The organism is Streptomyces sp. NPDC107471 (assembly GCF_055582845.1).
In genome coordinates this window covers 644,741-657,605 of record NZ_JBVJPC010000004.1, presented here as the reverse complement: position 1 = coordinate 657,605, position 12,865 = coordinate 644,741, and the positions used below count along the sequence as shown (strand labels likewise).

Annotated in this window: 8 protein-coding genes; 1 reads left to right on the top strand and 7 read right to left on the bottom strand. The window is 72.6% G+C overall.

The features are described from left to right. Positions 1-43 precede the first annotated feature (43 nt). Positions 44-2,038, bottom strand: a complete 1,995-nt coding sequence (locus tag ACZ66S_RS16720; RefSeq protein WP_469902260.1) for a heavy metal translocating P-type ATPase — start codon at positions 2,036-2,038, stop codon at positions 44-46. Between the two features lie 35 nt (positions 2,039-2,073). Between ACZ66S_RS16720 and ACZ66S_RS16715 the strand changes: the two genes are divergently transcribed. Next, positions 2,074-2,436: an ArsR/SmtB family transcription factor gene (locus ACZ66S_RS16715; protein ID WP_469902259.1), complete on the top strand. Its 363-nt coding sequence runs from the start codon at positions 2,074-2,076 to the stop codon at positions 2,434-2,436. Positions 2,437-2,647: 211 nt separating this feature from the next. Here the strand turns inward: ACZ66S_RS16715 and ACZ66S_RS16710 are convergent, their stop codons facing one another. The 6 genes from ACZ66S_RS16710 to ACZ66S_RS16685 form a co-directional block, all read right to left on the bottom strand. Next, positions 2,648-6,505, bottom strand: a complete 3,858-nt coding sequence (locus ACZ66S_RS16710; RefSeq protein ID WP_469902258.1) for a glycoside hydrolase family 2 TIM barrel-domain containing protein — start codon at positions 6,503-6,505, stop codon at positions 2,648-2,650. A 274-nt stretch (positions 6,506-6,779) separates the two neighbouring features. Next, positions 6,780-7,424 carry a hypothetical protein gene (locus ACZ66S_RS16705; protein WP_469902257.1) on the bottom strand — a complete coding sequence of 215 codons (645 nt, stop codon included), beginning with the start codon at positions 7,422-7,424 and terminating at the stop codon, positions 6,780-6,782. Positions 7,425-7,722: 298 nt separating this feature from the next. Next, the gene (locus ACZ66S_RS16700) at positions 7,723-8,232 is read right to left on the bottom strand and encodes an O-acetyl-ADP-ribose deacetylase (protein ID WP_469902256.1); all 510 of its coding nucleotides are present in this window, start codon (positions 8,230-8,232) and stop codon (positions 7,723-7,725) included. A 34-nt stretch (positions 8,233-8,266) separates the two neighbouring features. Further along, on the bottom strand, positions 8,267-9,679 hold the full coding sequence (locus ACZ66S_RS16695) for a phytoene desaturase family protein (RefSeq protein WP_469902255.1): 1,413 nt from the start codon (positions 9,677-9,679) through the stop codon (positions 8,267-8,269). Between the two features lie 217 nt (positions 9,680-9,896). Continuing rightward, positions 9,897-10,760, bottom strand: a complete 864-nt coding sequence (locus ACZ66S_RS16690; protein WP_469902254.1) for an inositol monophosphatase family protein — start codon at positions 10,758-10,760, stop codon at positions 9,897-9,899. 165 nt (positions 10,761-10,925) lie between these two features. Next, positions 10,926-12,755, bottom strand: a complete 1,830-nt coding sequence (locus ACZ66S_RS16685; RefSeq protein WP_469902253.1) for a gamma-glutamyltransferase family protein — start codon at positions 12,753-12,755, stop codon at positions 10,926-10,928. Positions 12,756-12,865: the final 110 nt, after the last annotated feature.

The window sequence follows — 12,865 nt, the reverse complement described above, 5'->3', positions numbered from 1 at the left end:
AGCATCGGGCACCCGGCCGACCCGGGCTGGCGGGAATCCGACATCAGCCTCGCGTGCCCTGGGACGTGGTCCGGCCCGGCCGCCACGCGGACTCGCGCAGGAGCCGCAGTCCGTTGAGGCCGACGAGGACCGTGGAGCCCTCGTGCCCGGCGACCCCGAGCGGCAGCGGGAGCCGGCCGAGGAGGTCCCACAGGACGAGTCCGGTGATGAAGGTGCCCGCGATCAGCAGGTTCTGCAGGACGAGTCGGCGGGCGGTCCGGGACAGCCGTACGACCGCCGGTACGGTCGCGAGCTCGTCGCGCACGACGACCGCGTCCGCGGACTCCAGTGCGAGGTCGGAGCCCGCCCGGCCCATCGCGATGCCGGCGTGGGCGGCGGCGAGCGCGGGTGCGTCGTTGACGCCGTCCCCGACGAACAGCACCTTGCGGCCGGCGTCCTGGAGCTCTCGTACGGCGTCCACCTTGCCCTCGGGCAGCAGGTCCGCGCGGACGTCCGCCAGGCCGGTGGCCTCGGCGACCCTCGCGGCGGCGCGCGCGTTGTCGCCGGTGAGCAGGACGGGAGCGGTGCCGGTCAGGGCGGTGAGCGCGGCGGTGGCGGCGGGGGCGTGCGGACGGAGGCGGTCGGTGAGGGCGAGGGTGCCGAGGGGGACGCCGTCGCCGGTCACGAGGACGACGGTGGCGCCGGCCCCGGGGCCCTCCGCTCCGGCGTCCGGCAGGGCCGGGTCCGAGGGGTCGTCCGCCCGTCCGACCTCGATCAGCCGCCCTTCGACCAGCGCCGTCACGCCGCTCCCGGGCACGGCGGTGAAGTCCCGGGCCTCCGCGATGCGCAGCCCCCGCTCCCTGGCGGCCCGCACCACGGCCCGCCCGAGCGGATGCTCGCTGGGGAGTTCGGCCGCGGCGGCCAGGGCGAGGAGGTCGTCCGGGGTGAGCCCCGAGTCCGGCAGCGGCCGCACCTGTGAGACCTCCGGTGCCCCCTCGGTCAGCGTCCCGGTCTTGTCGAGGGCCACGGCGTCCACCTCGCCGAGCCGTTCCATCGCGACGGCCGACTTCACCAGGACGCCGTGCCGCCCGGCGTTGGCGATGGCGGACAGCAGGGGCGGCATGGTCGCGAGGACGACCGCGCACGGCGAGGCGACGATCATGAAGGTCATCGCGCGCAGCAACGCGTCCGTGAGGTCGGCGCCGAACAGCAGCGGCACACCGAACACGGCGAGGGTGGCGGCCACGACGCCCACCGCGTACCGCTGCTCGATCCTCTCGATGAGGAGCTGCGTCGGCGCCTTGGTCCGGGAGGCCTCCTCGACCAGGGTCACGATGCGGGCGATCACGGAGTCGGCGGGGTCCCGCTCGACGCGGACGCGCAGCGCGCCGGTGCCGTTGAGGGTGCCGGCGAAGACCTCGTCGCCGGGGCCCTTGGCGACCGGGAGGGGTTCGCCGGTGATGGTGGCCTGGTCGGCCTCGCTCGTGCCGTCCAGGACCCGGCCGTCGGCGCCGATGCGCTCGCCCGGACGGATCAACAGGACGTCTCCCACGGCGAGTTCGCTCGTCGGGACGGTCTCCTCGCCGCTCTCCGTGACCCGGGTCGCCGTCGCGGGCGCGAGGTCGAGCAGGCCGCGCACCGAGTCGGCGGTGCGGGCGGTGGCCAGGGCCTCCAGGGCGCCGGACGTGGCGAAGATGACGATCAGCAGGGCGCCGTCCAGGACCTGGCCGATCGCGGCCGCGCCGAGCGCGGCGACGATCATCAGCAGGTCGACGTCGAGGGTCCGCTCGCGCAGCGCCCTGAGCCCTTCGAGGGCCGGTTCCCAGCCGCCGGCGGCGTAGGCGAGCGCGTACAGCGGGCCGTGGGCCCACCACGGCAGGCCGCCGAGGTCCAGCGCGAGGGCGAGCAGGAACGCGGCGGTCGACACCAGCGCCCAGCGGGCCTCGGGCAGGGCGAGCACGCGGGTGCGGCGGGACGCCGCCTGCACGGACGGGGGGACACGAACGGGGGCGAGAGTCGTGGACACCCGAGCACCATACAGGAACACATGAAGACTCATTCATCTGTTCATGTGCGGTGGGTAAGATACCGCCCATGGGTCATGGAGCCGTCACCACCGCGCAGGAAGCCGCCGAGCGGGTACGTCTGGACGCGGCGAACGTGGCCAAGGTGGCCACCACCCTCCAGGCCCTGTCCACCCCCTCCCGTCTGCTGATCCTCGCGCGACTGCGGGAAGGTCCGCTGCCGGCCACGGAGTTGGCGGCCGAGGTGGGCATGGAGCAGTCGGCGTGCTCGCACCAGTTGCGGCTGCTGCGCAATCTGGGCCTGGTCGTGGGCGAGCGCCGCGGCCGGTCGGTGGTGTACGCACTGCACGACCACCACGTCGCCGAACTGCTAGACCAGGCCGTGTACCACGTCGAGCACCTGCGACTGGGGCTCAGTGACACCACCGAGTGAGCCGTCCCGGCGCGTGCGGGGCCCGCTGTACGCGGCCGCTTCACCGACGTACGGCTACGGGGTGACGGGGGTGCTGCCGGCGTGCGGGTCGGTGCCGGCCGTGGGGCTCCTTCGCGGGCGCGGGTAAGACAGTGCACCCGGAGGCACGCGGGCGGCCGCGACCGGGCCGTCGGGTGTCCGACGGCCCGGCCCGGAAGCTGCGGCGCGACGCTCAGGCCGTGCCTGTCGGCCGCCGCGAGGCCGCCGTCGCCCCGTCCACGTCCGTCAACGGCCGCAGCCGGTACGTGTACGCGTAGTCCCGGTCGGCGAACAGCTTGTACTCGTCGTGGGTGTGCGCGCCCCAACTGTTGTCGCCGCCGACGCCCATCTGCCGGTGGTTCACCCTGAGGACGACCGCGTCGCGCGGGGTGAGCTGGTAGTCGTGCCGCACCCCGTTGGACAGGTCCTCCGGAGTGAAGTGCGAGGCGTTGACCTCCAGGAGGGGCTCGCCGGAGACCAACAGCCCCACCCCGTCCGGGCCGGTCAGGGCCGCCCAGCGGACGTCGGTCTTGTTGCCGTTCTCCTGCGGGCGGATGTAGGAGGTCCACTGCTCGGCGACGGTCCCGGACCAAAGGCCCACGTCCGTACCGTCGTTGCGGTCCCAGTGGTTCTCCTCGGGCCCGCGGCCGTAGTAGTGCAGCCGGTCCAGGCGGCGCGGCAGGAACAGGATCGTGCCGACCTCCGGGATGTACGGCAGTGAACTCGCGCCCGGGTGAAGGGTGTTGTCGACCTTGATCTCACCGTTGCCGAAGACCGTGTAAGTCGTGGTGTACGTCGATTCGGTCGTCGTCGGCAGGGTGCCGCCGACCTTGATCTCGACGGCCCGGTCCCGCAGCGCCCGCACGCTGACGTCGGTCACCTTGCGGAGCATGCCGGCGTCGCGCCAGGTCTGGTTGCGGGTGTGCTGTCCGTTGCCGTGGTCGTTGTCGGTGGGTGCCCGCCAGAAGTTCGGGACGGGGCCGGAGGTGAGCAGCCGGGTGCCGTGCGCCCGGTACGACGTGATGGTCCCGCTGCCCTTGTCGACGGTGACGGAGAAGTCCCGCCCCTCGACGCTTACTTGGCCTGAGCTGTCCCGGTAGGTCAGGGCGGGGACCTTCGCGAGCGGTACCGGCGTCACCGCGGGGCTGTGCGCGTCGACGGGGAGCTGCTGCTTGGCCACCTCGAAACCGGCCCTCGCCCAGGGCGTGGACTCCTTGGTGGTGAAGGAGAGTTGGAGGGAGTACTCCGTGCCGGGCGCGGGGGTGCTCGGGAGCCGGTACGGCACGGTGATGTCCTTGCTCGACAGCGGTGCCAGACTCAACTGGTCCCGGGTCAGCCTCCCGCGCTGCACCACCTTGCCGTCGGCGGAGAGGGTCCAACTGCCGTCGAACTCCCGGAGGTCGGTGAAGAGGTGCTCGTTGGTCAGCCTCACCGACCCGTCCGCCGCCCAGGACGCGTTGACCGCCTGGTAGATCTGCTTGACCTCGGCGGCCTTGCCGGTGTGGCCGCGGTCGGCCGTGACGATGCCGTCCGCGACGAAAGCACCGTCGTTGGGGTTGTCGCCCCAGTCGCCGCCGAAGGCGAAGAAGGTCTTCTGGGCGGGCCGCTTCTCGGTCAGTCCCACGGTCGCCGCGTCGAACCAGAAGCGCACGCCCTCGTCAGCGGGTCCCCGGCTGTCGGAGGCCAGTTCGGCGCCGCTCAGCGCGCGGCCGTACACGCGGGCCTTCCTGATCGTGCCGCTGAACTCCCTGGTGGGGTTGTCGACATCGACGGCCAGCGAGAGCGGGGCGGTGTTGCTGCTGGGCCGCTGTGTCGTCGTCCGGGTCGCCCTGACCTGGCCGTCGACGTGCAGGGTCAGCGTGCCCGCGGCCGCGTCGAAGACACCGGCGACATGGTGTTCCCGGCCCGTCCAGTCGTCCGGGACCGCCCAGTTGACCGCGATCCACTGCCCGCCACCGTAGAGGAAGAACTCCAGTGTCCTCCCGGACTGCTTGAGGGCGTACTGGGTGTCGCCCTTCGCGATGACCGGCTGGTGCCCACCCGTCACCTTCGGGGTGAACCAGGCCTCGAGGGTCAGTGAGCCGGTGAGGTCGAGGCGGGCGTCACGGGCGAAGACCGTGCCACCGGAGACGCCCCGGTCCCGGTCGAACCTGGCGCTCGCGGGCAGGACTTCGCCCCGCAGCGCCCCGGGTCCGCTCTCGGTGAGCAACTGGCGCACCGGGACGGGCTCGCTGAGCGACTGGTCGACGAAGTCCCAGATCCAGCCGCCCTGGAGGACGGGGTAGCGGCGGACGATGTCCCAGTACTTCTTGAAGTTGCCGTTGGAGTTCCCCATCGCGTGGCAGTACTCGATCATCACGTACGGCCGGGTGTCGGCGGTGTCCTTGGCGCGCTGCTCCACGCGGGCGGGGCTCTCGTACATCGCCGAGCGGATGTCGCTGATGGTGGGCCGGTCGTCGCCCTCGTACTGGACGACGCGGGTGGTGTCGTACGACTTGATCCAGTCCCGCATGTTCACGAAGGTGCTGCCGCCGCCCGCCTCGTTCCCGAGGGACCAGATGACCACCGAGGCGTGGTTCTTGTCGCGGTGGACCATGTTCTGGGCGCGCGCCACGCAGGCCGCGCTCCAGTCGGGGTGGTTGCCGGGATACTGGTCGCGGATGCCGTGGGTCTCCAGGTTGGTCTCGTCGACGAGGTACAGGCCGTACTCGTCGGCGAGTTCGAGCCAGAGCGGGTTGTTGGGGTAGTGGGAGGTGCGGACGGAGTTGATGTTCATCCGCTTGATGATCGTGATGTCCTTCACGAGGTCCGCGCGGGTGAGCGCGGTGCCGCGGTCGGGGTGCATCTCGTGGCGGTTGGTGCCCCGGAGCGAGACCGGCTTGCCGTTGATGCGCATCAGCCCGTCCTTCAGGGCGAACTCGCGCAGGCCGACGCGGTGCGAGAGGGTCTCGATGACCTTGCCAGCGGGGTCCCGCAGCCGCAGGACGGCGGTGTAGAGGTTCGGGTGCTCGGCCGACCACAGCTTCGGCGCGGGCACGGCCTTCGCCGCCTGTACGGTCGTCTCGGCGCCGGCGTCGAGGGCGACGGTCTGCTGGAGCGGCCGGGTCCAGACCGCGTGGCCGCCCGCGTCGTAGAGCTGCGTCTCCACCGTGTAGCGGCCCTGGTTGTCGCCGCCGTAGTCGCGCACGCTCGCCGTGACCGAGAGCGCGGCGGAGGTGTGGTCGTCGCCGAGCGGGGTGTCCAGCTTGAAGTCGCGCAGGTGGACGGCTGGGGTGGAGTAGAGGTAGACCGAGCGGAAGATACCGCTCAGCCGGATCATGTCCTGGTCCTCCAACCAGTCGCCGTCGGAGTAGCGGTACACCTCGACCGCGATCTGGTTGGTGCCCGGCCTGAGGTGCGGGGTGATGTCGTACTCGGCGGGGGTGTAGGAGTCCTCGTGGTAGCCGACGAGTTCGCCGTTGATCCATACGTAGTGGGCGGACTTGACGCCCTCGAAGTGCAGGAAGGTCCGCCGCCCCGACCAGTCCTTCGGGACGGTGAAGGTACGTCTGTACTGGCCGACGGGGTTGTAGCGGGTGGGGGCGGCGGGCGGCTGTGCCTCCTCGCCGAGGCCGTTGGGGCCCCACCAGGGGTAGGTGATGTTGATGTAGATCGGGAAGTCGTAGCCATGCACCTGCCACACCGAGGGAACGGGAATGGTGTCCCAGTCCGAGTCGTCCACATCGGTGCGGTGGAAGTCGGTGTCGCGGTCGTCGGGGCGGTCGGCGTAGGCGAACTTCCACGTGCCGTCGAGGCTCAGGCGGTACGGCGAGCGGGTGCGGTCGGCGGCGAGCGCCTGACCGACGCCGGCGTAGGGCATGAGGGTGGTGTGCGGGGGCTCGGTGCCCACCCGGAAGAGGTCGATGGCGCCGTTCCACTCCGGGGCGCCCTGCGCAGCGTGGCCGCGGCCGGCCAGGGGTCCGGAGGAGAGGGCGAGGGCACCGAGGACGGCGGCCCCCGACTCCAGCAGACGCCTGCGGCTGATGGGGGCGGGCAGGTACGGATGGGGCATCGGGGGAACCTTCCTCGGGACGACAGTGCGGTGTACGTACTGAGGGAGCGTCAATTCCTGTGCGCTATTGGTGACTTTGAGGCACAGGATGCGACTCAACCTAGATCCCGAAGCCGAGCGAGGCAATGACACTGTCGGACTTTGTGTGGTCCTGGGGTCATGACGACATACGGCACCCCCGCGTGGGCTCACGCGGGGGTGCCGTGGGGTTCCTTGAGGGTGCCCTCGGGGGGTTCCCTTGCGGTTCCTGGGGTGGGGGCGAGGTGCCGTCGGGTCAGCCGGTGGCGGACGAGGTGGGGAGCCCGCCGCCGAGGAGCCCGGTGACCGTTCCGACCACGGACCCCAGGAGTCCGGTGACCGCGCCCACCACTCCGCCGAGGTCCAGCGAGGTCAGCGACTTGAGCAGGTCCTCGATCGTGGACTGGAGCGAGTCCAGAAGGTCCGAGACCGGGTCGGCCGCCGCGACGGACCGGTCGGTGCCGTGGCGCTGCGCCAGTTGCTGCCGTGCCTCGGTGTTGGCCGCTGCCACGGCCTTCGCACGGGCGGCCGCCTCGTTCGCGTCGAGGTGCCTGCCGTTCAGGGAGACGAGGTCGGTGACGGCGTCCAGGAGGGGCCGCAGGGGCTGGAGGAGGCCGCCGTGCTCGGGCCGGTTCAGGACGTCGAGTCGGTTCAGGACGTCGAGGCGGTCCTGTGCGTCGAGGCCGTCCAGCGCGCTCAGGCCGTGCAGCGTGTTGAGGTCCGTCAGGGCGTCCGTGTCGTCGGTGGTGGTGATGTACGGCGTGGCCGTCCGGGCCGGACCGGGGTCCGACGCGCCGCGGCCTGCGTCGACGGCGGCGGCCGCGGTGCCGACCGGGCCGAGGATCAGCGCGGCGCAGACCAGGGACGGCAGGAGAAGGCCGCGGGAGACGAGGGGGCGCATGCGGGGGTCCTTTCGAAGTGCTTGGTAGGGCCCACCGTGGGAACCTGCCGGAAGCCCCGCAACCGCTCACCGGGCCCGCCCCCGGCCGCGCACCCCTCGATGACGTCTCTGACCAGGCGGTTTCCTCGCGCGTTCCCTCGTTTGCCGCGTTCCGGAGGCGTTCGGCCGTCAGGGTGCGGGCCACTGGCGTGAGGCGGTCGGCGGTCAGGGGGCGCCGGTCAAGCGGTCGGGCGTCAGGCGGTCGGGCGTCAGGCGGTCGGGCGTTCAGGTCAGGGGACCGGCGATCAGGCGGTCAGCGTCAAACGGTCAGGGCCGCGAACGCCTGGTACGCCTTCTCGTCGAACAGCACGAACCGGACCTCCTCGACCGCGGTCTCCGTCTCCCGTACGGTCTCCACCGCGATCCGCGCGGCGTCGTCCATCGGCCAGCCGTAGATGCCGGCGGAGACGGCCGGGAACGCGACGGTCCGGGCGCCCAGTTCGTCGGCCACGCGCAGGGACTCGCGGTAGCAGGAGGCCAGCAGCTCCGAGCGGTCCTCCTCGTGGCTGTACCGGGGGCCGACGGTGTGGATCACCCAGCGCGCGTCCAGTTCGCCCGCGGTGGTGGCCACGGCCTTTCCGGTCGGCAGGCCCTTGCCGTAGTGCGAGGCGCGCAGCTTGCGGCAGTCCGCCAGGATCGCGGGACCGCCCCGGCGGTGGATGGCGCCGTCGACGCCTCCCCCGCCGAGGAGGGAGGAGTTCGCGGCGTTGACGATCGCGTCGGCGCTCTGCCGGGTGATGTCGCCCTGGACGAGGCTGATGGTGGTCATGGCCACCACTCTTCCAGCCCGGCCGGCGGGGCGCTCAGGTCTGCTGTCGCAGCCTGCGCCACACGGCCTTCGCGGCGTTGTGCCCCGACATGCCGTGCACACCCGGCCCGGGCGGGGTCGCCGACGAGCAGATGAACACGGCCGGGTGCGGGGTGCTGTACGGGGACAGCGAGAGTCGAGGGCGCAGCACGGTCTGGAGTCCGGTGACCGCGCCGGAGCCGATGTCGCCGCCGACGTAGTTGGCGTTGCGGGCGGCCAGTTCGGGTGGGCCGGCGGTGGCGCGGGCGAGGACCCGGTCGCGGAACCCCGGGGCGAAGCGCTCCAGTTGGCGCTCCATGGCGTCGGTGAGGTCGCCGGTCCAGCCGCTGGGGACATGGCCGTAGGCCCAGAAGACGTGCTTTCCGGCCGGGGCCCGGCCCGGGTCGACGACACTCGGCTGCACGGTGATCATGAACGGTCGGTCGGGTGCGCGGTCCTCCCGGGAGGCGGCGCGCAGGGCGGTGCCGATCTCCGCGCTGTCGGCGCCGATCTGCACGGTGCCCGCGCTCCGCGCCTCCTTGGCGGTCCACGGCACGGGGCCGTCGAGGGCGTAGTCGACCTTGAAGACGCCGGGGCCGTAGCGGTAGCCCTCGTAGTAGTTGCCGAAACCGGCGATACGGGCCAGAGCGGTCGGCGAGGTGTCGAAGACGTAGGCACGGGCGGGCGGCAGGTCGTCGAGCCGCTTGACCTCGTAGTCGGTGTGGACGGTGCCGCCGAGGTCCTTCAGGTACGCGGTGAGCGCGTCGGAGATGGACTGGGAGCCGCCGCGGGCGACGGGCCAGCCGCGCGCGTGGGCCGCGAGGGCGAAGACCAGACCGATGGCTCCGGTCGCGAACCCGCTGAGCGGGGCCATCACATGCGCGACGAGTCCGGCGAACAGGGTCTTCGCGCGCTCCTCGTGGAAACGGCGCATCAGCCAGGTCGAGGGGGGAAGTCCGGCGAGACCGAAGCGGGCCAGGGTGACCGGGTCACGGGGCAGCGCGGTAGCGGGCAGGGACATGAAGTCGCGGGCCAGGGTGTCCCACCGGGGCAGGAACGGCTCCACGAGCCGTCGGTACGTCCCCGCGTCGCGCGGCCCGAACGAGGCGGCCGTCTCGGCGACCGACCTGGACAGCACGGCGGCGGTGCCGTCGGTGAAGGGGTGCGCCATGGGCAGTTCGGCGTGCAGCCACTCCAGGCCGTAGCGCTCCAGGGGCAGGGCGCGGAACGCCGGGGAGTTGATGCCGAGGGGGTGGGCGGCCGAGCACGGGTCGTGCAGGAAGCCGGGGAGGGTGAGCTCCTCGGTGCGGGCACCCCCGCCCACGGTGCCGCGCGCCTCGAAGACGGCGACGGAGAAGCCGCGGCGGGCCAGTTCCACGGCAGCCGTCAGTCCGTTCGGTCCCGCACCCACTACGACCGCATCGAGCATCGACGGCACCTTCGGACTCCTTCGTCAGCCGATGGCCAGAGGATCAGGATATGCCGGGGGACCGACAGTCCCGGGGCGTGGGGGTAAGTCGGGCGAACGGGGTTCGGGGAGAGGGCGCGGTGGGGGGTGGGTCGGCATGGAGGGCGGAGTCTGAGCGTGTGCGCGTACGCCCATGGACCGCCCTCCGGTCCCGCCGTCGTGTCAGGCCTCCGCCGGGTCAGGCCTCCGCCGCGTTCACCGCCTCGCCCGCCAGCAGTCCCCGTATCCTCCGGGCCGTCGCCGCGTCACGGGCCGCGGTGAAGGGCAGCGTGTTGCCGCCCCTGATGCGGAACGGTTCGCCGGTGAGCGTCAGATGGGTGCCGCCCGCCTCCTCGACCAGCAGCAGGCCCGCCGCGTGGTCCCAGGCCGCCTCCCAGGAGAACGCCACGGCGTCCGACTCGCCCCGGGCGACGGCGAGGTACTCCAGACCGGCCGAGCCGCACGGGCGCGGTGCGACGCCGTCCGTCCACAGCCCGAGCAGGCCGCGCTTCTGCTCCTCCGTCGTGTAGTCGGGGTGGGAGGTGGCCACTTGGAGGTCGCGCCCGGGGTCCGGCGCACCGGCGTGCAGCCGCTCGCCGTCGAGGAACGCCCCCCGGCCGCGTATCGCCGTGGCCAGTTGGTCCCGGGCCGGTGCGTAGGTCCAGGAGGCGAGCAGGACACCGCTCCTCGCGAGCGCGACCAGCATGCAGAAGCCGGGGTCGCCGTGCACGAACTGGCGGGTGCCGTCGACGGGGTCGACTATCCAGACCGGGGTGTCGCCCTGCAACGCCTCGTACGACGCCGGGTTGGCGTGGACCGCCTCCTCGCCGACCACGACAGAGCCGGGCAGGAGGGCGCCGAGCTCTTCGGTGAGGTACTGCTCGGCCAGCCGGTCGGCGTCCGTGACCAGGTCGTGCGGGCCGGCCTTCTGGTCGACCTCGTGCGCGGCGAGCCGCCGGAAGCGCGGCATGACCTCGGCCGCGGCGGCCTTGCGCACCGCCTCTTCCACGTCGCCCGCGTGCCGGCCGAGAAACTCGTCGTTGGTTTCCGTGTCTTCGATCATGACTCCATGAGAGCACGCGGGACTGACAATCCCCACCGGCCCGGTGAAGCGCGGCTGGAATCGCGGTGAACACCGGGATGCGGGGGCGGCGGTGCCCGACCCTGAGCGGATTGCCTGACCCCGGATCGGCACGCCCGGTGACGTTCGTGGTGCCGCTCGCTCCCGTCACCGCCCCACCGCGTACCCCTGCATCCCCCGGGGATTGGCGCCCGCCGACAGCACCCCCGTCTCCGGATCGCGCGCCACCGCGCACAACCGTCCCTCCGACCAGGGCTCCCCGACCGTCACGTCGTGCCCGCGGCGCCGCAGCTCCTCGACCACCGCGGGATCCGTCCGTGCCTCCACCGTGAGGCTGCCCGGCCGCATCCCCCGCGGGTAGAACGACCCCGGGAAGCTGTCGTTGTGCCAGTTCGGGGCGTCGATCGCGCCCTGGAGGTCGAGGCCGCCGCGGACCGGTGAGCGTAGGGCGAGGGCGAGGAAGAAGTGGAGCTGCCACTGGTCCTGCTGGTCCCCGCCGGGCGTGCCGAAGGCCAGGACGGGCACTCCGCCGCGCAGGGCGATCGAGGGCGTGAGGGTGGTGCGGGGGCGCCGGCCGGGGGTGAGGGAGTTGGGCAGGCCCTCCTCCAGCCAGGTCATCTGGAGCCGGGTGCCGAGCGGGAAGCCCAGTTCGGGCACGACCGGGTTGGACTGGAGCCACCCGCCGCTGGGGGTCGCGGCGACCATGTTGCCCCAGCGGTCGACGACGTCGAGGTGGCAGGTGTCGCCCCGGGTGGTGCCGTCGGGACCGACCTCGGGCTCGCCCGGCACCGGGGAGGTGGGGTTCTTCGCGACCGTCGGCTCCCCGGCCCCCATCGGGCTGAACCCGGGTTCGTCGGTGACGACCACGCGCGCGTGTGCGCTGAGCCGCGGCTCCCGCCCGCCGGGGCTGCCCGGCCGCAGTTCGTACGAGGCCTTGTCGCCGACGAGTTCACGCCGTTCCGCGTTGTAGCGCGCCGACAGCAGCTCGTCGAGCGGCACCTCGGCCGCGTCCCCGTACCAGGCCTCCCGGTCGGCCATGGCCAGCTTGCAGCCCTCGACCAGCAGATGGACGTACTCGGCGGACCCGTATCGCGGCAACTCGGACGGCAGCAGCGCGAGTTGCTGGAGGAGGACCGGGCCCTGGCTCCAGGGGCCGGCCTTGCACAGGGTCCAGCCGTTCCAGTCGTACGTGGCCGGCGCCTCGTAGCCGGCGGACCAGCCGGCGAGGTCGGCGGCCGTGAGCGTGCCGGTGTTCCGCGTGCCGGTGGTGTCCATGGTGGGGCGCCCCGCCTGCCGTACGAGGGCCTCGGCGATGAATCCGGTACGCCACACCTCGCGTGCCGCCTCGATCTGCGCGACCCGGTCGCCCGCGCCCGCCACCTCGCCGATCAGCCGCTTCCAGGTGGCGGCGAGGGCGGGGTTGCGGAACAGCGCTCCGGGCCGGGGGGCCCGTCCGTCCGGCAGGTAGACCTCCGCCGACGAGGTCCACTCCGTCTCGAACAGCTCCCGTACGCTCTCGACGGTCGCGCCGACGTTCTCCACGGGCGCGTGTCCGTCCTCGGCGTACCCGATGGCGTACTTGAGGACGTCGGCGAGGGACTTGGTGCCGTGGTCGCGGAACAGGAGCATCCAGGCGTCGAAGGCGCCGGGGACCGCGGCGGCGAGGGGGCCGGTGCCGGGGACGAGATCCAGGCCGAGGCTCCGGTAGTGGGCGACGGTAGCCCCGGCCGGTGCGACGCCCTGTCCGCACAGCACCCGCACCTCTCCCCCGGTGGGCGCGAGCAGGATCGGCACCTCGCCGGCGGGTCCGTTGAGGTGCGGCTCGACGACGTGCAGCACGAAGGCGCCGGCCACCGCCGCGTCGTACGCGTTGCCGCCGTCCTCCAGTACCGCCATCGCCGACTGCGAGGCCAGCCAGTGGGTGGAGGACACCATGCCGAAGGTGCCCTGGAGGGTCGGCCGGGTGGTGAACGACATCTCTCACCTCACGCGTGGGACGCGCGCCTCGGCCGGTCCGAGACGGTCGCGCCCCCGGATCCTTTCATCCCCCATCGACCTGCCCAAGAAGCCGTGCACGCCCACCCGGC